We start from the raw sequence: 24,297 nt of genomic DNA, 5'->3' as shown, positions 1-24,297 counted from the left end.
AAATTTGGATTTCCATCAGACTGAGGTTTGGCTGATTCGCTGCCAAATTGATCTAAATGGTTGGAACAAGATATTGGGGACATTATTAAACAAATTTGATTCTCCATCTGCTCAACCAAAATTCAGTTTTTCATAACTGGTTGGCATGTATAAGCAGCCAAACATCCAGTCCCAAAATCCGAAAATATAACCAAAGTTTTTATCATAATGTTTCGCGTCTACACTATGATGAATTTGGTGTGGCGCCAGACTGATGAAAATATGGCTAATCCATTGGGGATAAGCTAACCAGATATGAGAATGACGCAAGTTATACCAGGCTAAATAAAAGATAAAACGCTCAAAGCTAACTCCATAAATTAATATTGGCAATAGTAACCGTCGGCGCGTTTCACCAATCTAACGCGCTTAATTGATTTGAGTGGGTATGTATGAATGTCCCATTTGCCCAATATTTTTAATTCACCAATGCCTTTCTTGTCGGTAATAGTAACCCTCCGCTTAGTTTTATGCAACAACCATCCACTGGTCTTGTATTCGACTGAACCGTTGTCTTTTTGTCAGCGTGGGAATCCTTTCTTGCCCGGTTGATTGTTTTTGCAATAATTTTGGTAAAATCGAGAAATTGCTGCCCATCCTCCCTCGGCAGATGCTTGCACTGCCATTGAGTTCAACTCTTTGACAAAGGGAAATTCTTCGCGCAGTTTGGTTGAGTACTTGTTCAAAGCAAACCCATTGACTTTTGCGTCTTTGGGTGCGTCCATCCAGTACCGCAGGCATTTATTTCGCACGAATTGCACCGTGCGAATTGCTTCATCAATCGCTTTGTACTGGTATGACTTAGCTTTGACTTTGTACTCAATAACTAGCAATTTCTTCCTCCACTTCTGTGCCTATTTTACTGCGAACATCGTCATTGTTGTAGTAAGATTGTGCAAATTTTAATATACCCTTGAAGAAGAATTCGCGAGACTAAAGTCTCGCGCGAAAACCCCGTGTCTTTAGACCGGGGTTTTCGCGAACTATCCTATAAATTTATCTAATCATTCGTAGGTTGGATTGACCATAGTGTTAACCAACCCTTTGGGATCTAACAAGTTGGGTTTCGGACTAGGGTGCGTTACGCTGTCGAAGAGAGCACCCTCCGCCCAACCTACAACCTTTATAGCGGTTTGCAGCCCTATGAGTTACGGCTTGTTTGTGTAGCGGCACCCTTAAGGGTGCCGCTACACAAACAAGGTAAAAGGCTATACCTCACTAGAAAAGCAATCCGCTCTATCTGCAAGATTTCACAACGATCGCTCAATTGTTGCGCTCGCTTTAACTATGGGATAACCTAATCGCTCATCCCTTATCGCTCAATCGCCAAAAAGGCTATATCACCAATTAGCCATTAGCAATTAGCCATTACCAATTTGTTTTTTTTATCAAAAAATGCGATTTTTTTGTTTTAGGGGGTTTCGATCGCTGCCAATTTTTGCTATACTCTTCTCAGAATGGGAATATGTCAAAAAATATAAAAAGTAAAAATATTCCATTATTAGAATAGACTCATAATACCAAAAAATAGACGCTCAAATCAACCCTTCCTATTTTTTGAGGAGAAATAAAACTAAAATAGCTAAGTTTTAACGCCTATTTTGGGATAAGCAATACGCTTGTGATGGAACTGTTGCCAAACTTGGACAAAAATTTCAGCAATCAGGGGCATTTCGTCTCGCCTTAAACCGGAATCCAAGAGTTGATTATCTTGCCAACGGGCTTTGAGAATTTTATTTACCATGACTAAAGCCTCATCATAAGTGGCATCTTTGAGACTTCGCAGCGCCGCCTCGCAAGAATCTGCCAGCATGACGATACCAGTTTCGCGGGACTGGGGAATGGGGCCATCGTAGCGGAAATCATTTTCCGGGATGGGTTCGCTGGATTCTTGCTGCGCTTTGTGATGAAAATAGGCAATCAGCATAGTGCCTTGGTGTTCGGGGATAAACGCACAGATTGCCTTGGGGAGTCGGTATTTGCGCGCCATCGCCAATCCTTCGGTGACGTGCTTTTTAATAATTTCGGCACTCTTCCAAGGATCGTTAATTTCGTCGTGCTTGTTGGGGTGGCCGATTTGATTTTCAATAAATCCTTGGGGGTCGTGCAACTTGCCGACATCGTGATACAAAGTCCCGGTGCGAACCAACTCGACGTTGCATCCCAACACTTTCGCCGCCGCTTCAGCGAGAGTTGCCACCAGCAGGGTATGCTGGAAAGTTCCTGGTGCTTCTTCTGCCAAACGCTTGAGCAAAGGTCGATTCGGGTTAGCCAGTTCGGATAAGCGGATTGAGGTTACCAAGTCGAACAGGTGTTCCAAATAAGGCGAAAGACCTAGCGCTACTACACTCCAAGCCAAACCCGTGAGACTGTATAACGCGGCTTTGGGGATGAAAGCATACCAGAGCAAACCGGAAGCAGCGCCCAGGGTTAAATTAAGCAGCAGGTAGACTGCGCCTTCAGCTAAGCCGACGGCGACGCCCAAGAGGGCGAGTTCTTCGCGCGATCGCATCCTTCCTGCCATTAAACCACCCAGCAGCCCGCCAACAGCATCGGCAAGCAAATGCTCCCAGCTAATGGGTAGACTAACTGGAAGAAATAAGGCAATCAACCCAACCGTTGTCACCCCCAACGCCGAACCGTAAAAGCTACCCATCAATAAACCAATCGCAGGCAAGCTGGTATAGTGCCAGCCCAAACTTACTATCAGCGGCGTCGAGAGCGTCAACAGCAGCACCATAATATAGTCCCGGCGGCGCATCCCAGGATGAAATCGCCGCTGCACCAGCCAAAACGCGCTCACACCGAGGCAAGTCACTCCAGCAAAGCCAATTAACCCCAGCCAATTCAGCCCCCGACGACTGAGGTTGAAATAATCCAAAAGTAAAAAATCCGGTTGGGTAATTACCTCCCCCGCCCGGACTACGATCTCGCCTCGCCGCACCTGGATAATTTCCGGTGGGACAGCTTGTACCGCTTGTTCTGCCAAAAGTTTCGTTTGTGCGGCATCTTGCTTTAAATTCGGCTGGAGGAGGGATACTAACAACGCCGTTGCGGAGGATTGCAGGCTTTGCGGCACTTGATTTTGCACCTGGATACTCGCGGTTTCCTGCAAGTGGGAAGGCGGTAAACCAGGGGGGATGCCTTGGGTGAGAATTAACTCGGCAGCGTTGCGGATACCCGTTTGGGTTTTTTGCCAGTCTGACTGGGATGCTGCCAAGAAAGCAGCATAGCCGCAGTCGGGGGTATCGAGGGCGTTGCTGAGCATTGCAGACCTAACGTAGACCCCAGTCGCGCGACTGACTCTGGACCCAATTCCCTCGTCTTTACACTCCTGACTGAGAACTGATAGCGCCTTTTGGTAACGCTGTCGAGCCTGGGTAATTTGATCGATCAGTGCGGATAAATTGGCGGAATATGCAGTGCGTTGATAAGCTTGCAGTTCGGTAATGGCGCGTTGTAGTTCCGCTGAAGGGGAGGAAGGCGCAACGGCGGGAGTGGAAAATAGCTCATCGGTTGTCCTATGTGCGTCTAGGTTTGCTAGCACGGTTCGCCATTGCCATTCTGGAGTTTCGAGCAAATAAAGTTGGGTAGAAATCGATAGGGTTGAGGTATTGGTAAAGGGAAACGGAGCCAGCAGTTGCCTGAGCGAGTTAATTTTATCGATACTTTGTTGAAGTTGCTGGTAAATTTTGCCATCCACTTCCCGATCCACCATCAACGCGGGTGCTAAATTCCTGCGGACTGCTTTTCGTTTGGCTTCGGTGGTTTTAGTATCTTCGACCGTAGCGTCCTCTGGTGCCCAAATTGTTTGCGGGGCAACTGTTCCAACCACTAATTTAGGTTGGTTGTAGAAGCGATAACCTAGAACGCTGGTGAGAGACGCTACGGCGACAACAAACACAACCTTGGGAGAGTTACGGGATCGCGCACAGGTGCTACTGTGGCGCTTTGGTTGCCTTTGAGAGCAATTGGCACTACGTAGCAGCGCCGAAAATTTCTTTTGCAGCAAATTGATCGCGGGTTCCGATACAACCGAAGCGCCATCGATGGTTTTCTTCAAAGCGCAAGCGCTGGCAGAGCGCCGCCAGTTGTTGAGATGTTGCGTCATCGAATGGAGCATTTTCATATATTTGCGACAGTAAACACCCTGAACTCTCTGTGGAACTGACACACAGGGGGCTTTTGGCATTATTAGTACAAAAGCCCTTAGAAAACTATACTCTGCCTGCTCTAAAATCCAATACTGCTTTTGCATTTTGCATCAACGGGCATAGTGCAAGTGTGGAAAAATCCACAGGACTGACGCAAAGAAACCCGGTTTTTAGGAAAAATGCCGAGTTGGGAAGTTAAAGATCTGCGAAAAAAGCGGGTTTCTGCCCCCGCGTGCGTAAGTCCCGAGGGATTGTTTAGCACAAGTTACAAGCTGTAATCTAGGGGAGAAAACCCCCCACCCGCTTCAAAGGTAAAAGCCTAGAACCTCGGTCATAATCCGATACCCAATCCTTGACCGATGCTCTAGGCGATTTTAAGTGGGGGTTGTTGAATTCAAACAATTAGAATTGGTTGGTTTCTGGTGCGGGAGCGCCAATAGAACCTGGTTGATTGAGGAAGCGGTTTTTCTCGGCGTCGTTTTGATAGATACAGTCAACTAGGGGTTTATCTCCCAAGTCACCCGTGTAGCCAAAAGTGTTCATCCGGTTCTTACACTGGCGCACATCATCCCCGCTCACCGCTTTTCTTTGTTCTAGAATTGACCAGTTATTGGTACGCAGCACGCACCCAGGTTGCATACGCGGCTGCGTCACGTAGACATTGAAGGGGTTTAGCGTCACAAACACGCGGGTATCGGTGACAATGGCACTGGCTCCATATTGCACGCACAAGTCTGCGTTTGGCGCACTGCGGTCGATGAATTCCCGCGACGCCACGTTTGTCGGGGTCAATGTCGCCGTTGAACTGAAGGCGATACCAATTCCCACCCCTAAAATAAACACGCCTGCAAGAACTGCCAAAATCGTAGAATTAAAGAACCCAGAGGATGTAGATTTGCGTCTCATAATGTTGCTCGGTATGTGGGAAACTCAGCGTCTTTAGACCTGAGAGGCTTGCCGACACCAGGGACTTTAGTCCCCACAAAAGGGGCTGGTTTTTAAGCGCTGATAAAGCCAAGAACCAGCAAACTTGTTCCTTGTCCCTTCGCCCAACACAGCTAAGATGTCCTTTCTCAAAGCGCCTGTACCAATCAGACTTACAGTGAATCCAAACTAGGGAAGTATTTGGAAGTGTGTACCAAGCCGTGTCTCAATGGGCTAGTCGCTGCTTACGTCGTCCGAATTGGTTCGGACAAGCCCCGTCTATGAGAGAGCGGGGTCAGTGACATTTGTCTGTCCTTTCGCCCCATTTTAGCAGGGAGTCGGTTGCAGTAAAGACATTGGGCGCAATGTCTCTACTGTTCCCAGTATGCCTTTAAAATAATTCAACTGTTTTTCCTAGATACAACATGCATTGGTTTCTCAATTTGCTGATAACTGGGGCGCTTTTGAAGGCTATGTTGCTGAGTCCCCATCCAGCTTTAGCGCAACAGTGGCGTCCGGTTCGGGGTGGCATACTTTTTGGCATTAGCGGGATGGCTTTGGTGCAGCAGCAAAACCATGAGATGGAATTCCTGATCGTTCACGATAATAAAGGGAAAGATGAAGGTCGTCTAGCGGTTATTACTATCAAGGGTGAAGCACAACCAGAATACGTTGCTTTAACTTGGCCTAGTAACGTCGAATTGCCTAGGGATTTAGAAGCGATCGCATCCGTTCCCGGTACGCTAAACGCTTTCATGGCCTTAAGCAGTTCTGGCAAAGTTTATCATATCCGGTTCAACAATAACAAGACTATCTCGGTTCTCCAGGTCTTTACTTTACCGGGAATTACGCCAACAACTAATTTAGAAGGATTTACCTTACAAGCAATCGAGGGAAATTTAGTAGCTATTTGGGCGCACCGAGGTGGAGGAGAAGAAGCTGCTACAATTTATTGGGGCAAGTTCAACTTGAATACTTATCAAATTACTCAAACAAGTTCAGCTAATTTAAAAGTTCCCCTCCCGACTGGCAGTAATCTGCGCCACATTTCAGATTTAAAAGTAGATAAAGCGGGTATTCTTTTTATTGCCTCAGCCAGCGATACTGGAAATGATGGGCCATTTGAGTCTGCTGTTTACACTGCTGGTGCTTTTGCAGTGGGAGGAAATGCCATCTATTTCCGTCTAAATCCCGATTTTGTTCCCCTTTATCATGACAATTATCGCAAAATTGAAGCGATTGAACTCGTCCCCGGTGCTGCTGGCGGCGTCATCTTCGGAACCGATGATGAAAATCTGGGGTCATCTGTAAAGTTTGCTAATTGCTAATTGCTAATTGCTAATTCAGGACTTATGGAAAGAAACAAAGGTGAGCCGAAAAATCCTTGGTAAAGGAAACGAGAGAGCGAGGTCGAAACCGGGTTGCTTGCCCTCGTGCGTCAGGACTGTAATTGCTAATTGCTAATTGTTTTTAGCAATTAGCAATTAGCAATTAGCATTCTATCTTTTGTCAAGGACTAGCAGACTTTCGCTATGTGGTGTATGTGGGTAAAAATTATATGCTCGCATCCATCTAATTTTGTATTTCTCTTGCAGCGCTGCATAGTTGGCTGCCTGTGTTTTTGGGTTGCATGAAAGATAGACAATATGCTTGGGAGATTCTGCGATAATTTTCTTAATCACTTTATCGTGCAAACCCACGCGGGGGGGGTCTAAAATTAGGATTTGATTGGAGGCGATCGCACTCACGCTCTCTTCCGCTAAACTCTCTATAAATTCAAAATTACCCACCCTATTTTGTGCCGCATTCCTAATAGCGCGTTCCTGGGAACCCGGAGTCAATTCCACCGCCAAAACCTTTGGCACCAAAGGTGCTACCAATAACCCTAAAGTTCCAATCCCAGCATACATTTCTACCACAGGTAAGTTGCTAAAATCCGGCGTAGCTTTAATTTGCTCAACCAAATCTTTAGCCGCTAGTTCAAACACCGGCGGATTAATCTGAAAAAAGTTATCCCAGTTATAGGTTAAATTCACATTATAAATCGACTCTGTTAACTCCAGACAGCCTAATTGATGCCTGATTTCAGTCACAACTGGAGCGGGAGATTTGTGAGTAGAATAGATAATGCTAACCCCCTGTAAAACCTCATCTAAAACAGATGACAACTCTTCAGGGTCAAATTGCAAATTTTCATCTTTAAAAAACAGACAAGCTACAACCTTATTTTGAGCATAACAATAGCGCAAAATCAAGCTTTTTAATTGCCTCGCTTGAATCTTTCGGTCATTTAAGAAATCTAAAAATCTTCTGCCTACTATATTAATAGGCTCAGCCATTAAAACACAACCAGTATGGGGATACTTACTTCTACTATCTCTCCCGAAAAAGGCGAGATTTAATTGCTCTGTATCATCGCTATAGAAAGAGAATTCAGCTTTATTGCGATAATTCCAAGTTTGGTCAGGCAGGCAGATAATATCAAAATCTGGCAAGTCTATTTGTTCTGCTTGATAAAACTTTTTGAGCGAAGATACCTTAATTTGATTCTCCGCCTCAAAATCTAAAATTTGCCACGGCGAACAACATAAAAAATGATCTTCGCGAGGTGCTACGCGCAAGTTTGAAGCTTGTAAAATTTGTGTAGCAACTCCTTGCAATCCTCCTTTTTTTCTTCTAAAAATCTGCGCTTCGACTGTTTCTCCAGGCAAAGCATTTAGTACCTGTACTATCTTATTTCCATGTTGAGCAATGCCGTAACCGCGCTCATCTAAATCTTCGATATTTAAAGTTAGGATAGGAAAGTTTCTTGACATAAATAAGGCTCGCTGTTCAGTTAATAGTTCGCTATTTTTAATTTAATTTACTTTTTTCCCGCCTGAATAATTCGTATTATTGAACCACGAAGACGCGAAGGACGCGAAGGAAGAAGAAAGAAGTAGATAATCTTTTACCGGGAAGGGAGTAATACATGACTTCGAGGTGTTCTGGTTGTTGATATCTTCCTTACTTAAACAGAAGTTTCTCAAAAAGTTCGCTCAGTTTTATATCTGAAAATACTGGTAAGTAGTGGTATTGCTCTAGCGCTTGTCTATTTCTAGGTAAAAAGATACCAAGACCAGAAAAATTTTTATAATCTGTTCCACTTTTTAGCATAGTTCCATTTGGATAAAACTTGTGAATCATTGATTTTTTGGTAAAATCAACAAAATCTTGGCATTTCTGTTTATCTGCACCGGATTGATTAGCGATCGCTTCAAAAAATGCCACCACATCAACAAAGCGATCGCCCATATAATTATAACTCTTTATTTCACCAATTTTAATATTATCTGTATTAGATGAAAAAATATCTTCAATTAGAGGATTAATTTTTGCTGGTAGATCGCGCACAGCAAGATTGTTGGTGACTGTGTAGCTATGGTACATGTCGCTCCGCTCAAATTCCATAATCTTTTCCGCTAGTTGTCCGCCGTTAATCTCTGGGTTGCGACCCAAAAATTCAAACAATGACTGATAATAATAATTAGGCGCTCCCAGCACCAATTGAGAAGAAAGCGTATATTTAGCTGTATCTCTAAAGGTGTAATGTGCTTCAATCGTTCCTTTATTACAGTTTTGAAAGAAAACTAACTCTACACGATTATCTAATTCTTTATTAAAGTTAGCTATAATCTGACTCAGCTTTTGAATATTCATCCATTTAGTTACTGACAACGAGTTAGGTTCGGGGTGTTCATCTGGACTAATTTCATCTAAACGACCCCCATGTCCTAAAAAGACAATCGCCCATTTTTCTGCTTGAAACTGCGATTTTGCCCAGTTAAGATATTCTGCAAATATTTCTTCGCTAGCACTGTTTGCTGTTGCTAGTTTTTCGACGTTAATCTTACCTTTAGCGATAATATGTCTGGAAAGTTGCTTGGCGCCTCTAAAGTCTGATTCTACTACAAGAATATTGTCGCTCTGTACACCTCTGGTCAGCATTTCCAGTATAGGACTGGCAAATCCTGACAAATTATTGTCATAAGGCATCCAGTATAAAACGAGCCATTCATAACTATGTTTTTCCTTCATATTTTTAGGTAAATTTGGCTTTGCCTCAGTAGAGCTTAGCCAATTTTGATTAACCAAGAATGAAGCGCTGCTTAGCGCTCCATATTCCAATAAGTTTCGCCGTTTCATAAAGCTGTTAACTTGCTTTATTGATTTAACCTGCTACACGTTAAACCGGAACAACATCACATCTCCTTCCTGGACTACATATTCTTTCCCTTCACTACGAACTAAGCCTTTTTCCTTAGCAGCAGTCATCGTACCAGATTCGACTAAATCTTTGTAAGAAACCGTTTCTGCACGAATAAAGCCGCGTTCAAAATCTGTATGAATCACACCCGCTGCTTGGGGTGCTTTCATTCCGGCGGTAATTGTCCAGGCGCGGGTTTCTTCGGGACCTGTTGTTAAGTATGTCCGCAAGCCTAACAGTTCGTAGGTGGCGCGTATCAAAGATTTTAATCCGCCTTCTTCGACGCCTAAAGATGCTAAAAATTCTCCTCTTTCTGCTTCGGGTAATTCAACTAATTCCGCCTCGACTTGAGCGGAAACAACGACGACTTGAGCATGTTCCTGTGCTGCAAGTTGTCGCACCTGTTCTACCCATTGATTTCCCGTCGCCAGGTCATCTTCGGATACGTTAGCGGCGTAGATAATCGGTTTGCGGGTGAGCAAGCACAATTGTTCAATTATTGCTGCTTCTTCTTCGGTTAATTCAACTTGGCGTGCTTGTTTTCCTTCATTTAAGGCGGCGCTGATTTTTTCCAAAACATCCAGTTCGATTTGGGCTTCTTTGCTACCGCGTGCTTGTTTGCGGGTACGGTCGATGCGGCGTTCAATTTGTCCTAAATCTGCTAATGCTAGCTCTAAATTGATTATGTCTATATCCCGCAGCGGGTCTACCGAACCGGCGACGTGGATGATATCGTCGTTCTCGAAACAGCGCACGACGTGGACAATTGCATCAACTTCGCGGATGTGGGATAAAAATTTATTTCCCAGTCCCTCGCCTTGACTTGCGCCTTTGACCAAACCGGCAATATCGACAAATTCAATCCGCGTCGGCACAATTTGCTTAGATTTGGAGATTTCCGCTAGCACGTTTAACCGCTCGTCGGGAACCGCTACGACGCCTACATTAGGTTCGATGGTGCAAAAAGGAAAGTTGGCTGCTTCGGCTTTAGCGTTGGCAACTAAGGCGTTAAACAAGGTAGATTTACCAACGTTGGGTAGTCCGACTATTCCGGCTCTGAGCATTTGAGTGTGAAGGTTAAAAGGTGAGAAACTGGGTTGATTTTAAACCAGATCTATTTTAGTTGACATCTCCCCTGCTTGAAAGAGAGGGGATTCTCAGCTGATGTTGCAAAGCGGTCAGCAAGAAGCGCTCCGCAACGCTTACGGTATGATTTTCAGGACTTACGCCCAGAAACCCGGTTTCTCCGAAAAATCCTTGGGAAAGGGAACCAGAGATCGACTCAGAAACCGGGTTTCTGGCAACGCCCTTGCGTAAGTCCTGATTTTGTGAGAGAGCCAAACAAGTCATACCGTTTTGGCAGCCGTCTTTGTAGGTTAATGCTTGACGGGGAAAGGTTACAGATGCAAGTTTGCCACGCTTTCTGTATTTGGGTAAAGAAGGTTTATCGACTGAGTTTTTGTACTAACGCAAGTTGCTAGTTACATCAAGCGGTACTGGTAATGGCTAATCGCTAATGGCTAATGGGTAGTTGTCAAGAAGGCAAAAGCCTGTTAACCCAATTAGCAATTAGCAATTAGCAAGCTTGCAATTAGCAATTACCGCTGTCACAAGTTATAACTAGCAACTTGGGTTACTATAAATCGACCAATCTGTTATAGCTGGAAATTGATTCCCCAACAAACTTAAGTGTCTGCTGTGCGGACTGTGCAGCCATCGCTTTGTAATCAGGATTATCCTGGAGAACTTTGTCAATTTCTCCATAGGTCGTCCGGCATCTATATGTTTTCCAGCTATGGCTCAATCAGTCGCCACACCAATAGGTAGCGAAGGCGTTTTCACTTGGCTCTAAGAAAGCATAGTGCTTTTGACGGGTGTAATAAAGCGCGCAGTTGAGCGAGCTGTTTGCTTGTTCGCACTTGTAAACGCAGAACGCTTGCTGCTCATCGGCAAACTTAGCTTTTATTGCCATCGTCCTATACAAGTTGCTATCACCTCCCCGGTGTATTTTAGATAGGTGCGGGAATCGTTTGGGGAATCGGTGCCGGAACTGTCTGAGGAATGGGTGCTGGTACGGTTTCCGGTACTGGTTCTGGTATTGGTTCTGGGACTGGACTTGGTACTGGCCCAGGAATGGGTGCTGGTACGGGTTCCGGTACTGGTGGTTGGGGGATGGGTTCTGGATGGGGAATTTGTGGTTCTGGGATGCCGATCATGAGACTTGTTATTTTATCGTTTAACTCTATAAAAGTAGGGAAAAACTGATAAAATAACATCCCTCCCATTAGCTACGTCTTGGGACGTTCCCTATATTACTCGCTTTTGGGAGAAGAATAGTTAATTGAACCGCTCCAGAAGAAGAAAAAGAGTAGGGAATGAGTGCAAGTAAAAGTTGCCGGGATTTTCAAGTAGAAACACCTTTGTTAGATGCTCTACGACTATGTGCGAATCAGCCGCACGCTGCTTTTTATACGCCTGGTCACAAGCGGGGGGTGGGTATTGCTCCTAGTTTGGCAGAATTGCTGGGAACGGCTGTATTTCGAGCGGATTTGACTGAATTAGCCCAATTGGATGCTTTATTTGCCCCAGATGGGGTGATTCGGTCAGCGCAGGAACTGGCGGCGGCGGCGTTTGGTGCAGAACAAACTTGGTTTTTGGTCAATGGTTCTACTTCGGGAATAATTGCGGCGATTTTGGCTACTTGCGGAACGGGGGATAAGATTATTTTGCCGCGAAATGTGCATTCTTCTGCGATCGCTGCTCTCATCCTCTCCGGTGCTATCCCGATTTTCGTCCTTCCAGAATACGACCCGATTCTAGATATCGCCCACTCTATAACACCCGCTGCGGTAGCCGATGCTTTAAACCAGCATCCGGATGCGAAGGCGGTGATGATGGTGTATCCAACTTATTATGGGGTGTGTGGAGATGTGCGCGCGATCGCTCTGGTCGCCCATCAATATAATATCCCCCTACTCGTAGACGAAGCCCACGGCTCCCATTTCGCCTTTCATCCCGAATTACCGACCTCGGCGCTATCAGCAGGTGCAGATTTAACCGTACAATCTATCCACAAAACTTTGGCTGGCATGACCCAAGCGTCTATGTTACACGTCCAAGGTCACCGCATCGATAGAAATCGCCTCAGCAAAGCTTTACAGTTAGTCCAATCTACCAGTCCCAGCTATATTCTTTTAGCTTCCCTCGATGCGGCGCGCCAACAAATGGCATTGCACGGAGAAGCTTTGATGGCTAAAACTTTACATTTAGCTGATGTAGCCAGACACCAAATTCAGCAAATTCCTGGATTGTCCGTTCTATCCTCCGTACAAATACCGAGATGTTCTACTTTAGATCGAACGCGACTAACCGTGACGGTATCCGGTTTGGGTTTAACCGGGTTTGAAGTTGATGATATTTTCCATCAATATCTCGGCGTTACGGCTGAGTTCCCATCCCTGCAACATCTAACTTTTATTATTAGTCTGGGCAATACAGAAGCAGATATAGACCAACTGGTGCAAGCTTTCACCACCCTCGCCACAGAATATCGACGCCCCCCTTGCCCACCCGTCGTCGTGCCCCTCTGCACCTGGGCCCCCCTAATCTCCCCCCGCGAAGCGTTTTTTGCTCCAACGGAAATTTTACCGATAGAACAGGCGAAATCTCGCATCTGTGCCGAACTCATCTGTCCTTATCCACCGGGTATTCCCGTTTTGCTACCCGGTGAAGCGATCGCAAAATCCGCCCTCGACTACCTACAGCAGATTCAAACTATGGGTGGAGTCATTAGCGGTTGTGCCGATGCTACGCTAAAAACCCTTAAAGTCTTGACACTGTGAGTGCAATCGGCACAGAAACCGGGTTTCTCGGCAAAATTGTGGCAAAAGAACCAGAAATCCCCGCCAGAAACCCGGTTGCTAAAATCCTCGTGGGTAAGTCCTGGATTTGTCTCTGTAAAGATTTTGTAAACTTTCCTTGTCTACCGACTTCCTAGTTTCCTATAACTTTTATTTATCTACCTGCTGATTTACGTAATTCTACTGTCTCAAGTTATTTAAGAAAGGTAACAGTATTTTAATTTATATTAAAAAATTGAACCTATATTGCAATAGCAAGGCAAAATAACTCGTTAAAGATATAGGAAAATTAAACATTTAGTCTAAAAGCACAGGCGTGGGATGTCGCCATTTGAGTTTGAAGGAGCGATCGCACGAGTGCCAGCCTTTATTTAATCAGCTTTGCGGCGTTTTTATCAAAAATTAAACCGCTAAATATTTAAAATACTAATACTTTACAAAAATTAAAGATATAAAGATTTAATCAAGATAGGGCTTTCTGGAAAAAAGATTTCAATAATTCATTAGAATGGTTCAAAGATCATCGGCTGGGATTCAAGAAGATTACAAAAGTAATATAAGAGGAGAAACCCATGGACGCCTTAACTTTATCTAAGCTTGCAGTCAAACATACTCAGAATGCTGTCGCCGAATCGCTTTACATAAATTACAATTATGACATGACCAAGCCGGTGACTTTTTACGGGATTGTCAACGAGCGCTGCAATGTTAAATGCCGTCAATGCGAGTATTGGCGACTCAAAGAATACAAAGATGAAATGACCATCGAAGAATGGCAGAATGCGTTATTGAGGGTTAAAGAATTTGTCGGCGATTTTTCTATAAACTTTAGCGGTGGCGAACCATACATTAAAAAAGGTTTTGTTGACTTGCTGGCGTTTAGTCATCAAAATGGCATAAACTGCGGCGTCACAACCAATGGTTACTGCATGACGAAAGAAAATGCAGCCAAAACTGTAGCAGCGCATCCGTTTAACGTGAACATGTCCCTGGATGGTCACAATGCAGAACTCCACGATTATTTGCGCGGACAACCGGGATTATTTGACAGGCTTTCTAACGGTGTTCGGTATCTGCGCGAGGAGCAAGAAAAACAAGGCGTGCAGTTTCCGATTAATATAAAACCGACGATTAACAAACTAAATTTCCGCGTGCTGCCAGATATAGTCAAATGGGCGGAACACCTGGGAGCGACAACTGTTAATTTCCAGCCAGTAAATCGTTGGACCCAAGAAACTTACGAAGAATTGTGGATAGAAGACGAAGATATGGCGGAATTTGAACAGATGATGGAGCGGTTAATTGAAATGAAGAAAAACGGCGCTCCCATTATGAACAGCGATGAAGTCCTCAGGCTGATGATTCCTCACTTCCGCGAAGAACAAGCACCCCCCGAATCTCGTCCTTGTCGCGTGGGTTTGCGTAATTTCTGGATTGACACGCGGGGAGATGTGAAATTATGCGACGAATATCCCGTAGTTGGTAATATCAAAGAGCAGAGCGCCCGTGAAATTTGGTACGGTGAAAAAGCTCAGGAAATCCGCCGCCAAACCGTGGGTTGTGGTAAACTCTGCCTGATTACCTGCGTGTCGCAAAAAACGCTTTTAGACAAGGTGGCAATGGGGTTGAAACTGCTGCGAAACTAACGCTCTTAGGAATTACGCAAACAAACCCGGTTTTGAGGAAAAATCCAGGGTTGACAGCCAGAAATATGCGAAAAAACCGGGTTTCTGGCCTCGCGTAGTAGAGGTAAAAAAAACTGACGGGACGGCAATCCCGTCAGTTTTTTTACCTGTTGCAAAAGACTTTTTTCGATTAATTTTTGGGCAGGCGGGACGCCTACCCCACAAGAAAAAAAGCCTCTTGTGGGATGGGCATCCTGCCCGTCAAAATAATTTTTGCAAGAAGTTTATTGTATTGACCCTGATAAATAAAGATTGAAACAAGTTAGATGAAAACCTCCAAGGCAGATGGGATTTTAACTTGGCAAGCAGAGCCAATAAATTAAACGGTCATTCTGGTAAGGTGGTGGAATGCTGATATTGATAATCAAAAGCTTTAGCGTAGTTACCCATCGCATAACAAGCAATTCTCAGGCTTCCCAGTGACTGTTGTTCGACTCGCTTGTCTTGGAGTTGGCGCGCGATCGCTAAGCGTTGTTCGTAGCACTCTATCGCTGTGGTAAAATTACCAATCGATTCGCAAGCAACGCCTAAACTCCCTAAAGTTTGCTCTTCAATTCGGCAGTCATTCAGACGTTTGGCGATCGCTAACCGCTGTTGGTAATATTCAATCGCTTCGGTGTAATTGCCCAAAGCATAGCAAGCACTTCCCAAATTTCGCAGCACTTGTCCTTCTCCGCGCCCGTCTTCCATTTGACGCGCGATCTCCAAGCACTGTTGGTAGTAGTTAATTGCTTGGGGATAGTCTTCCAACGCATAAAACGCATTTCCCAAGTTTCTCAGCACCTGTGCTTCCCCTTCCCGGTCTTGCAACTCCCGCATTAGGGCTAGACTTTGCAGTTGGTACTCGATCGCCGAGTTTAAATTACCCAAAGCTTTGTACGCGAGTCCCATGTTATTGAGTGCTGCAACTTCGCCGCGCCGGTCTTTAATTTCTCTGGCAACGATCAAACTCTGCTGCTGATACTCCAGCGCTTTGGCGTAGTCTTCCACGTGACGGTAAGCGTTTCCCAGATGTCCTAAGGTCTGTCCTTCCCTGCGGCGGTCTGGAAGCTGGTGCGCGATCGCTAAGCACTGTTGGAAATACTCAATCGCTTTTATGTAATCTCCCGCAGTATAGTAAACATTACCCAGATTTCCCAGCGCCTTGCTTTCTCCGCGAAGATGTTCCAGTTCTCGGTAGATTTTAAGTGCCTCCTGCAAATACTGCAATGCTTCCTTAAACTGCAACGACGAACCATACTTGACCCCTTCCTCGATTAATTGATTTGCCAAACTGAGGCGGGAATTACTTTCCGTTTTATCCAAGATTTGGCTTTGCATGTATGCATCGAGTGACTGCGCCATCGTCCCTCGCTCGCGTTCCCGCAGCGCCTCCGCAGGACTATCGCGATTTTCGCGCATTTGCTCCCCATTTCCTCGGTAAATCCGATTCTTCATAGCTTATATCTCCTGAAAAATTTTTTTCTGCTCTTATGGGTTTTATTTGTGACATAAGAGGGTTACGGGCATAATTTCCTGGAAAATTATGTCAAGAACTTGTTTTATTGTTCCCAAACCTGCGAGTAATTTCACAATTGTGAAAAAATTAATCCAAAGTTTGCCAAACTCCTTTCAGGGTATTTACCATGCAGAGACTGTTGGAACCGGAAGCTGGCGATTAAATTGGGACCAACCAATGCCCTGCTGCTAGACGCCGGTACCGGCACGGCGCGGATTCCAGTTTTATGCTCGGGACTTACGCAAACACCAAAGTTTCTAGGAAAAATTGTGGCTTTAGAACTAGAGATATGCCTCCCTTCCGCACTCGCGTTCGCAGCAAGAAACCCGGTTTCTCAGATCGTCGTGCGTAAGTCCTGACTCTGCCAGATGCGTCCGGCGTGGCAGGTGAAAGTAAGAATCTATCAATCTTCAGAGGGGCATGGGACGGCGGAACGCTCTTGGCATCGGCTATGAAGAAAAACCTTCGAACCCCGATTTGCTACGTTATATTAAAACACATTATAAAAATATTATGTTTTTTTAATTTATTTTAAATTTAAATTAAAAGATGTTTCATAAATGTGCAAGCTAATCGAAAGTTTTTATAGAATTTTTTGTAAGTGATGGTGAATGAGTAACTAAATTCACTGCAATCAAAGAGCTTGAACGCACTAGCAGAAGCGGAGAGAAAAATTTAATCCACAATTGTGATAAAATTATCCGATTTTAGCTGGCTGTTTAATTTCCTTTTTTCGGCGTAGTTTTGGCAGAGAGCGCTTTTCCTATGAACACTATTACTCAACGTCGTGCCGAACTAGATGTCGCAAAATATTGGGATGGGTTTTGCGATTGGATAACGAGTACGGAGAACCGGATTTATATTGGCTGGTTTGGCGTACTGGCGATTCCTACTCTGTGTGCTGCTGCAATTTGTTTTGCGATCGCATTTATCGCCGCCCCATCCGTAGATCTCGATGGCGTGCGGGAACCAGTCATCGGTTCTATTATGGGCGGTAACAACATCATCACGGCTGCTGTCGTACCGACCTCTGCGGCAATTGGCTTGCATTTTTATCCGATTTGGGCTGCTGGTTCTCTCGATGAATGGCTTTACAACGGCGGCCCCTATCAATTAATTGTGCTGCATTTCCTGATTGGAATTTGGTGCTACCTGGGGCAAATGTGGGAACTCAGCTACCGCTTAGGGATGCGCCCCTGGATTGCTGTGGCTTTCAGTGCGCCAGTTGGCGCCGCGACATCAGTATTGCTAGTTTATCCCATCGGTCAAGGTAGCTTTTCTGATGCGTTGCCTTTAGGAATTACCGGCACGTTTAACTTCATGTTAGCCGTCCAAGCCGGTCACAATATTCTGATGCATCCTTTCCACCTCTTAGGCATTATCGGTGTGTTTGGCGGTGCATTCATGAGCGCATCTTATGGTGCATTGACAACTGCGAGCCTAATTCGGCAAACAACAGAAATTGAATCGGCGACGGCGGGTTACAAGTTTGGTCAACTCGAAGAAACCTACAATTATCTTGCTGGGTTTTCTGGCTACTTAGGACGGCTGTTTATTCCATCGTTAGCCAGCCGCAATAGCCGTGCTGTACACTTTTTGATGGCAGCTTTACCAACGATAGGTATTTGGTTCGCTACAGCGGGGATTTGTTTGGTCGCGTTGAACCTCAACGGTTTCAATTTCAACCACTCGATCCTAGATAGCCAAGGGCGACCGATTCCGACTAATGCGGATATTGTCAACCGCGCTACGATCGGCATTCAAGTGATGCATGAAGTCAACGTTCACCATTTCCCACCGCTTTTGAGCGCAGGTGAAACAGTTCCAATCATTGGGTAGTCAGCTACCTTTGAGAAACCCGGTTTCTTTAAGAAACCGGGTTTCTTGCTGGGATCTCTCGTTGCCAAACTGACGATTTTTCATAGAAACCCGGTTTCTTTGCGTAAGTCCTGTTAAAGAAACCGGGTTTCTGTTTGTTTTGAGCAAAAAATAGCGATAAAATCCTGAGAGCTGCCACGTTGCTCGGTAAAATATAGGATGTCCCAAGCACAGTGAAATCCGCCCGCAGATAGATGTCCGCGCTAGCACGTTCCTGTAATCGGGAGGCTATATTTTAAACAAACTTTAATATGGAAAACCGTAGCACGTTTTTTTGGTATCCCAGGTTTGTAACAACGGCGATTTCTGTGACAGGGTTGTTAGGCATTTCCCTGCTGTTACCCTCACGCCTAGCCGATCCTAAACTGCCAAATCTTCCGCAGCAAGCAGAGAAGGAAGCCGTCACTGCGCCGATCTTTGCTCCCCCCCTACAGTTTCAACGGAAAATTGTCACACAGGTGCAATTGGGTGGGAAACAAAAAGCGATCGCGCTCACATTCGATGACGGACCCTGGCCTGACACCACGTTTCAGGTATTAAACATTCTCAGGCAAAACAACATCAAAGCAACGTTTTTTTGGATCGGTAGAAACCTGAAACAGTATCCAGACATTGGGCGGCAAGTAGTCGCCGAAGGCCATGCAATTGGCAACCATACCTGGCATCATTGGTATTTTCACATGAATTCAGCAACTGCTGCTGCGGAAATAGAAAATACGTCGAAGCTGATTTATCAAACTACAGGCGTACAAACATTTCTTTTCCGTCCGCCTGGTGGCTTTATGCATAATGGGCTAGTCGCTTATGCCCGCAGTAAAAATTATGGTATTATGATGTGGAATTCCGAGCCAGGAGAATTTCGACCCCGCAATACTGCCGCTGCGTATGTGAAAAATGTGCTGAAGCAAGCAACGCCAGGAGGAATTGTCCTACTGCATGACGTTCATCCGAAAACCGTGCTAGCTTTACCGCAAATTATTGCCGGACTCAGACAGCGCGGCTATCGGTTTGTAACGGTGCCGCAACTGTTGGAAATGCAGGCGAAAGTACCAAAGTCGAAGCCAAAAGTTGAGCAGGTGAGCAAGTGAGCCATGTAGAGGTGGGTTTTACCCATAATTTTTGCTAAAATAGAGTATTTAACTCAAGTTGCTAGCGCTCTCTCTGGGAGCGGCTAATGGCTAATGTCAGTAAAAATCCTATATTAGCAATTAGCAATTAGCAATTAGCAACGCCCTTGTTTATAACTAGCAACTGGCGTTATTTAACTAAACCCGCCCCTGTATGCGATCTCATCCTCTGGGAAAATAGCTGGAGATCGCACAGTAGGGACACGGCGCAGAATAAATTTTGATTTTTACCCAAAGTTTCTAGAATGCCGTGTCCCTACAGGTGCGAAATTTATGCAGGACTTACGCAAGAGGTGATGAGAAATCGGGTTTCTTTGCCAGGACTTACGCAGGTCGAGGCGAGAAACCGGGTTTCTTTGTCGATCTCTCCACAGCAAATCCACGATTTTTCAGAGAAACTTTGGTGTTTGCCTAAGTCCTGTTGCACAAAGTGAAACCCAACCTAGAGGGGATGAAAAATGCGTTCGCACCCCACCCTCTAAAATTCAAGCACCGCCGCGCAGTTTTTCCAAAACGCTGCGATCTTCGAGTGTAGAGGTATCCCCCGCAACTTCTTGACCTGATGCTAGATTTCGCAGCAGTCGCCGCATGATTTTACCAGATCGCGTTTTGGGTAAGGCTTCGCAAAATTGGATCGTTGCGGGACGCGCTAAAGCACCAATTTCATTCGCAACGTGTTGCTTGAGTTCTTTCGCCAGTTGGTCGCTAGGGGAATACCCTTCTTCTAAAGTCACGAAACCAACGATTTCTTCCCCTTTAATATCGCTAGGTTTTCCCACAACAGCAGCTTCCGCTACCGCCGGGTGAGACACTAACGCCGATTCGACTTCCATCGTGCCTAAGCGATGTCCGGCAACGTTGATCACATCATCCACTCTTCCCATAACCCAGAAGTATCCTTGTTTATCTTTTCTAGCTCCATCCCCAGTAAAGTAGAGGTATTGACCGTTTTTGGGCGGAATATGCTCCCAATAGGTGGTACGGTAGCGGTCGGGATTGCGGTAAACTGTGCGAATCATGCTAGGCCAAGGATTTTTGATCGCCAAATATCCGCCTTGATTTTCACCCACGGGATTGCCATCCAAATCTACCACCTCCGCCTCAATTCCGGGGAAGGGCAGGGTTGTTGCACCAGGTTTCATCGGAGTTGCACCCGGTAGCGGCGAAAGCATCGCGCCGCCGGTTTCAGTTTGCCACCAAGTATCTACAATCGGACAGCGTTCTCCTCCTATTACTCGGTAATACCACATCCAAGCGGCTGGGTTAATCGGTTCCCCCACGCTTCCCAATAATCGCAGGGAAGATAAATCCCGCGCCAAAGGCAAAGCTTCTCCCATTTTCATGAAGGTGCGAATTGCAGTGGGAGCGGTATAAAAGATGGTAACGCCGTATTTTTGGATGACATCCCACATGCAACCGGGATTGGAATCGCGGGGTGCGCCTTCGTACATTACGGTGGTAGCGCCGTTGGAGAGGGGGCCGTAAACCAGGTAACTGTGACCTGTAATCCAACCTACGTCGGCGGTACACCACAAGATATCCGTATCTTTGAGATCGAAAATCCACTTGGTGGTGATGTGGGTGTAGAGGTTGTAACCGCCGGTGGTGTGGACGACACCTTTTGGTTTTCCGGTAGTGCCAGAAGTATAAAGGATAAACAGGGGGTCTTCGCTGTCCATCGGTTCAGCTGGACAGTCATCCGCAGCTTCTTTCCGCAATTCGTGCCACCAGTAGTCCCGATCTGGTTGCATATTAATCGGATGTCCGGTGCGCCTCACGACGATGACTTTTTCGACGCTGGGGACGCCGTCATCGGCAAGTGCTTTATCTACTTGGTCTTTGATGTGGACAACGGCATCTTTGCGCCAACCGCCATCAGCGGTAATAATAACTTTGGCTTCTGCGTCGAGGAGTCGGTCTTTTAATGCTTCGGCACTAAAACCGCCAAATACAACGGTGTGGGGGGCGCCGATTCTGGTACAGGCTAGCATTGCGATCGCAACTTCTGGAATCATGGGCATGTAGATGCCTACGCGATCGCCTTTTTGCACTCCCATTGTTTTGAGGGTGTTTGCCATTTTGCACACGAGTCGGTGCAATTCCCCGTAGGTAATTTTTAAGCCATCACCCGGTTCTCCTTCCCAGATTAAGGCGATTTTGTCGCGGCGATCGCTGGTTAAATGGCGGTCTAAACAGTTGTAGGAAATGTTTAACTTGCCTCCTACAAACCACTTGGCAAAGGGGGGTTGCCAATCGAGTACTTTATCCCATTTTTGGAACCAGTGCAATTCTTGTTCTGCTAATTCTGCCCAAAATGTTTCGGGGTCAGTTTTTGCTTTATCGTATAGGTGTTGATATTCTTGCAGGCTTTTGATATGCGCTGTTTGGGAGAATTCAGCGGGTGGCTGGAATAGCCGTTCTTCTTGTAGGATGGATTCTATTGTGGCTTGCGACATAGTTGTTTACACCCTTTTGAAAGTGAGACTATAATTCGGCTGCGGATGGCAATAAGATTGTGCTTTATCCGCTGCGACAAGCTTTTTTTTTAATGAACCGCCAAGACGCCATAGACAAGGGTAGCGGCTTCTCGAAGAGTAGGACGCCAAGAAGAAGAGAGATAATATTGGGGGTTTACCAGAGCGTTTGGAAGAATCTTCACCCATTCCTTTTTTGGTGACCCATATCTCGACTCCCTTGGATCTTTCTAACGAGCTATAGAATAAAGGTCATTGAGTAACCACGACCGATTGATCCTGGCAGCGCTGACTGAATCGGCGGAAAAAATAAATCTTTGACTATATCATAAGGTGGCGGGGCGCACTGGAGACAGCCGCTACACATAATTAAACAATTGCGTGGCGTCGGCGAGCGCTAATTGCTAATTGCTAATTGGGGAGGTATTTTTTCTCCCATTCCCCTCGTTCCCACGGATCTGCCTGGGAACGCCATTACCCATTCCCAAATGCCATTTTCAGTTCGTAAATTTCTTCTGCCATTCGTCTTTGAATTGCAAATCCCATTTTTTCAAATAGATGCAGCATGGGCTGATTTTCTACTAATACTTCTGCTGTAAAGCCAAGCAGTCCCTGTTTTTTGGCTAGATAGGTTAAGTAAGTAAGTAGTTCAGTTCCGACCCCTTGGTTTTGATAATTGTCTCTGACTACAAAAGCGACTTCTGCTGCGTGGGTTTCTTCGTCTATGGCATATTGTCCGATGCCGATTATTTCTTGTTTTTGTTCTGCCGATCGCACGGCGAGTATCACCATTTCTTTGGTAAAATCAATTATGGCAAATTCCTGCAATCTTTTGTGGGGCATATCCGGACGCATCGAAATAAAGCGGCGATGTATGCTCTCGTCTGATAAAGCATAAAAGAATTCTTTTAATAACGGTTCGTCGCTGATTTTTACAGGTCGCATTAATATTTCTATTCCCGATTCTGTGGTTTTATAATTTTCTAATTCTTCTGGATATTCTCCGGCTTTTCCTGGTATAAATGCTTGGTCTTTATAAATTATATTCTGCGCTTTTGCTTCTTCTATTAGCCAATTTCTGAAGGTTGGATGGGCAATAGAGATTAATTCCATTGCCCGTTCTCGGATATTTTTTCCGTGTAAATATGCGATGCCGTATTCTGTGACAACGTAATGAATATCGCCGCGATTGAGTGTAATTCCTGCACCTTCTTTCAGAAACGGTACGATTCTAGAAATTGTTTCATTTTCGGCGGTAGATTGAATGGTTAAAATTGTTTTGCCATTGCAAGACAAAACTGCCCCTCGCATAAAGTCAGCTTGTCCCCCAATGCCGCTATAAAATATCTTGCCGATAGATTCCGCTGTCGCCTGTCCGGTTAAGTCTATTTCTAAGGCACTATTAATCGCTACCATGTTATCGTGTTGGGCGATAACCAGAGGATTATTTGTGTAGTCGATTGTTTTAAATTCTACAGTTGGGTTATCGTGGATGTATTCGTATGTTTCTTTTTTCCCCATGCAGAATGCGGCGATTGTTTTTCCCCGATTTATGTTTTTATTTTTGTTGGCGATCGCACCTTTTTTGATTAAGTCTACGATGCCATCTGATAGCAGTTCTGTGTGGACGCCCAGGTTCTTTTTATGAGCCATATTTGCTAAAATAGCATTGGGAATGCTGCCGTATCCAACCTGAATCGTATCTCCATCTTGAATCAGACGGGCGACGTACTTGCCGATTTTTTCGGCTATTTCTGAATCTGCTTCTGATTCGTATTCTAAGAGAGGTTCATCGTAGGGAATAATAAAATCTACATCTTCGATGTGAATAAATCCATCTCCATGCACGCGGGGCATGTAAGAATTAATTTGAGCGATAACTAATCCAGCTTTTTCTGTAGCGGCTTTGACAATATCAACGCTAACGCCCAAACTCATATAACCGCGATTGTCTGGCGGTGAAGTTTGGATCAAGGCTACATCAATTGGCACCAGACCGCGATAGAATAAATTGGGAAGCGCTGATAAGAATATGGGCGTATAATCGGCAAGTCCTTGATTAACTGCGTCTCTGGTATTCTTGCCAACAAAGAAAGAGTTATGGCGAAAATTGCGCTTGAATTTTTCATCGGCGTAGGGCGCGACGCCCAGAGTCCAGACGTGCAAAACTTCCGCATCTACTAACTCTTTGGGATGAGATTTGACATAATCGATTAAAGCGCGAACGAGATATTGAGGTTCGCCGCATCCCGTACCGATAAAAATGCGATCGCCTCGATGAATCCGACTAAATATTTTCTCTTCTGAAGCAAACTTTTTCGGATATGTCTGCTTCAGTTCATCCAGTTTTCCCCTCCCAGTATCTGTCATATTCAACCTCCACCGCGGGGCCAAAAACAAAGGTGATGCGTC

General features: G+C 45.3%; 18 protein-coding genes and 2 pseudogenes. 8 read left to right on the top strand and 12 right to left on the bottom strand.

The annotated features are described in order from the left end of the window. Positions 1–111: 111 nt before the first annotated feature. The 4 genes and pseudogenes from MiSe_RS52715 to MiSe_RS16855 form a co-directional block, all read right to left on the bottom strand. On the bottom strand, positions 112–372 hold the full coding sequence (locus MiSe_RS52715) for a sterol desaturase family protein (protein ID WP_226582250.1): 261 nt from the start codon (positions 370–372) through the stop codon (positions 112–114). Continuing rightward, positions 363–872 (bottom strand): annotated as a pseudogene (locus MiSe_RS16865) (nuclease/transposase family protein); the annotation flags it as partial. The gene MiSe_RS52715 and the pseudogene MiSe_RS16865, both read right to left, overlap by 10 nt. Positions 873–1,621: 749 nt before the next feature. Then, positions 1,622–4,168: an HD family phosphohydrolase gene (locus tag MiSe_RS16860; RefSeq protein ID WP_226582235.1), complete on the bottom strand. Its 2,547-nt coding sequence runs from the start codon at positions 4,166–4,168 to the stop codon at positions 1,622–1,624. A 427-nt stretch (positions 4,169–4,595) separates the two neighbouring features. Further along, positions 4,596–5,099, bottom strand: a complete 504-nt coding sequence (locus MiSe_RS16855) for a DUF3172 domain-containing protein (protein WP_226582232.1) — start codon at positions 5,097–5,099, stop codon at positions 4,596–4,598. A gap of 443 nt (positions 5,100–5,542) precedes the next feature. Between MiSe_RS16855 and MiSe_RS16850 the strand changes: the two genes are divergently transcribed. Continuing rightward, positions 5,543–6,445: a hypothetical protein gene (locus MiSe_RS16850; protein WP_226582229.1), complete on the top strand. Its 903-nt coding sequence runs from the start codon at positions 5,543–5,545 to the stop codon at positions 6,443–6,445. Between the two features lie 171 nt (positions 6,446–6,616). On the opposite strand, the gene rlmD is transcribed toward MiSe_RS16850, so the two are convergent. The 3 genes from rlmD to ychF all read right to left on the bottom strand — a co-directional run bounded on the left by rlmD (position 6,617) and on the right by ychF (position 10,427). Continuing rightward, positions 6,617–7,933, bottom strand: coding sequence for a 23S rRNA (uracil(1939)-C(5))-methyltransferase RlmD (gene rlmD / locus MiSe_RS16845; RefSeq protein WP_226582226.1), 1,317 nt, complete (start codon positions 7,931–7,933; stop codon positions 6,617–6,619). Between the two features lie 190 nt (positions 7,934–8,123). After that, positions 8,124–9,302, bottom strand: coding sequence for a clostripain-related cysteine peptidase (locus MiSe_RS16840; protein ID WP_226582223.1), 1,179 nt, complete (start codon positions 9,300–9,302; stop codon positions 8,124–8,126). A 33-nt stretch (positions 9,303–9,335) separates the two neighbouring features. Continuing rightward, positions 9,336–10,427, bottom strand: coding sequence for a redox-regulated ATPase YchF (gene ychF, locus MiSe_RS16835; protein ID WP_226582221.1), 1,092 nt, complete (start codon positions 10,425–10,427; stop codon positions 9,336–9,338). Between the two features lie 100 nt (positions 10,428–10,527). On the opposite strand from ychF, the gene MiSe_RS16830 reads away from it, so the two are divergent. Next, positions 10,528–10,680: a hypothetical protein gene (locus MiSe_RS16830; protein ID WP_226582207.1), complete on the top strand. Its 153-nt coding sequence runs from the start codon at positions 10,528–10,530 to the stop codon at positions 10,678–10,680. A gap of 325 nt (positions 10,681–11,005) precedes the next feature. Here the strand turns inward: MiSe_RS16830 and MiSe_RS53840 are convergent. Together MiSe_RS53840 and MiSe_RS16820 are read right to left on the bottom strand one after the other, a co-directional pair. Next, positions 11,006–11,347: pseudogene (locus MiSe_RS53840) on the bottom strand (RNA-guided endonuclease TnpB family protein); the annotation flags it as partial. Between the two features lie 25 nt (positions 11,348–11,372). After that, entirely contained in the window at positions 11,373–11,579 is a 207-nt protein-coding gene (locus MiSe_RS16820; RefSeq protein WP_444980510.1) for a hypothetical protein, read from the bottom strand. Between the two features lie 159 nt (positions 11,580–11,738). On the opposite strand from MiSe_RS16820, the gene MiSe_RS16815 reads away from it, so the two are divergent. The 3 genes from MiSe_RS16815 to MiSe_RS16805 all read left to right on the top strand — a co-directional run bounded on the left by MiSe_RS16815 (position 11,739) and on the right by MiSe_RS16805 (position 14,869). Further along, on the top strand, positions 11,739–13,205 hold the full coding sequence (locus tag MiSe_RS16815) for an aminotransferase class I/II-fold pyridoxal phosphate-dependent enzyme (protein ID WP_226582200.1): 1,467 nt from the start codon (positions 11,739–11,741) through the stop codon (positions 13,203–13,205). Next, positions 13,202–13,360, top strand: coding sequence for a hypothetical protein (locus tag MiSe_RS16810; RefSeq protein ID WP_226582198.1), 159 nt, complete (start codon positions 13,202–13,204; stop codon positions 13,358–13,360). Before MiSe_RS16815 ends, MiSe_RS16810 begins: the two co-directional genes overlap by 4 nt. A 435-nt stretch (positions 13,361–13,795) precedes the next feature. Beyond that, positions 13,796–14,869 (top strand): radical SAM/SPASM domain-containing protein, encoded by a 1,074-nt coding sequence (locus MiSe_RS16805; RefSeq protein ID WP_226582196.1) that lies wholly within the window; start codon positions 13,796–13,798, stop codon positions 14,867–14,869. Between the two features lie 366 nt (positions 14,870–15,235). Here MiSe_RS16805 and MiSe_RS16800 read toward each other — a convergent pair whose 3' ends face one another. Beyond that, complete coding sequence (locus tag MiSe_RS16800) at positions 15,236–16,345, bottom strand: tetratricopeptide repeat protein (protein WP_226582193.1); 1,110 nt, start codon at positions 16,343–16,345, stop codon at positions 15,236–15,238. An 826-nt stretch (positions 16,346–17,171) separates the two neighbouring features. Here MiSe_RS16800 and psbA point away from each other — a divergent pair. From psbA to MiSe_RS16785, 3 genes are all read left to right on the top strand, one after another. Beyond that, positions 17,172–18,245, top strand: coding sequence for a photosynthetic reaction center family protein (gene psbA, locus MiSe_RS16795; protein ID WP_226582192.1), 1,074 nt, complete (start codon positions 17,172–17,174; stop codon positions 18,243–18,245). A 290-nt stretch (positions 18,246–18,535) separates the two neighbouring features. Continuing rightward, positions 18,536–19,372, top strand: coding sequence for a polysaccharide deacetylase family protein (locus MiSe_RS16790; RefSeq protein ID WP_226582190.1), 837 nt, complete (start codon positions 18,536–18,538; stop codon positions 19,370–19,372). A 289-nt stretch (positions 19,373–19,661) separates the two neighbouring features. Then, complete coding sequence (locus MiSe_RS16785) at positions 19,662–19,826, top strand: hypothetical protein (RefSeq protein WP_226582188.1); 165 nt, start codon at positions 19,662–19,664, stop codon at positions 19,824–19,826. Between the two features lie 70 nt (positions 19,827–19,896). Here MiSe_RS16785 and acs read toward each other — a convergent pair whose 3' ends face one another. Continuing rightward, positions 19,897–21,867: an acetate--CoA ligase gene (gene acs, locus MiSe_RS16780; protein ID WP_226582186.1), complete on the bottom strand. Its 1,971-nt coding sequence runs from the start codon at positions 21,865–21,867 to the stop codon at positions 19,897–19,899. Positions 21,868–22,359: 492 nt separating this feature from the next. Next, a complete protein-coding gene (locus tag MiSe_RS16775) occupies positions 22,360–24,255 on the bottom strand; it encodes a bifunctional acetyl-CoA hydrolase/transferase family protein/GNAT family N-acetyltransferase (protein ID WP_226582183.1) in 1,896 nt (631 codons plus the stop codon). Positions 24,256–24,297 lie beyond the last annotated feature (42 nt).

This window comes from Microseira wollei NIES-4236 (genome assembly GCF_020521235.1).
Classification (GTDB): domain Bacteria; phylum Cyanobacteriota; class Cyanobacteriia; order Cyanobacteriales; family Aerosakkonemataceae; genus Microseira; species Microseira wollei.
Note: the sequence above shows the minus strand (reverse complement) of the source record. Positions and strands in the feature narration are given on the sequence as shown.

Bases quoted from the DNA above. Each gene is read 5' to 3' on its own strand.
- MiSe_RS16860 (WP_226582235.1), bottom strand. From the start codon at position 4,168: ATGAAAATGCTCCATTCGATGACGCAACATCTCAACAACTGGCGGCGC.
- MiSe_RS16855 (WP_226582232.1), bottom strand. From the start codon at position 5,099: ATGAGACGCAAATCTACATCCTCTGGGTTCTTTAATTCTACGATTTTG.
- MiSe_RS16850 (WP_226582229.1), top strand. From the start codon at position 5,543: ATGCATTGGTTTCTCAATTTGCTGATAACTGGGGCGCTTTTGAAGGCT.
- rlmD (WP_226582226.1), bottom strand. From the start codon at position 7,933: ATGTCAAGAAACTTTCCTATCCTAACTTTAAATATCGAAGATTTAGAT.
- MiSe_RS16840 (WP_226582223.1), bottom strand. From the start codon at position 9,302: ATGAAACGGCGAAACTTATTGGAATATGGAGCGCTAAGCAGCGCTTCA.
- ychF (WP_226582221.1), bottom strand. From the start codon at position 10,427: ATGCTCAGAGCCGGAATAGTCGGACTACCCAACGTTGGTAAATCTACC.
- MiSe_RS16830 (WP_226582207.1), top strand. From the start codon at position 10,528: ATGTTGCAAAGCGGTCAGCAAGAAGCGCTCCGCAACGCTTACGGTATG.
- MiSe_RS16820 (WP_444980510.1), bottom strand. From the start codon at position 11,579: ATGATCGGCATCCCAGAACCACAAATTCCCCATCCAGAACCCATCCCC.
- MiSe_RS16815 (WP_226582200.1), top strand. From the start codon at position 11,739: ATGAGTGCAAGTAAAAGTTGCCGGGATTTTCAAGTAGAAACACCTTTG.
- MiSe_RS16805 (WP_226582196.1), top strand. From the start codon at position 13,796: ATGGACGCCTTAACTTTATCTAAGCTTGCAGTCAAACATACTCAGAAT.
- MiSe_RS16800 (WP_226582193.1), bottom strand. From the start codon at position 16,345: ATGAAGAATCGGATTTACCGAGGAAATGGGGAGCAAATGCGCGAAAAT.
- psbA (WP_226582192.1), top strand. From the start codon at position 17,172: ATGAACACTATTACTCAACGTCGTGCCGAACTAGATGTCGCAAAATAT.
- MiSe_RS16790 (WP_226582190.1), top strand. From the start codon at position 18,536: ATGGAAAACCGTAGCACGTTTTTTTGGTATCCCAGGTTTGTAACAACG.
- acs (WP_226582186.1), bottom strand. From the start codon at position 21,867: ATGTCGCAAGCCACAATAGAATCCATCCTACAAGAAGAACGGCTATTC.
- MiSe_RS16775 (WP_226582183.1), bottom strand. From the start codon at position 24,255: ATGACAGATACTGGGAGGGGAAAACTGGATGAACTGAAGCAGACATAT.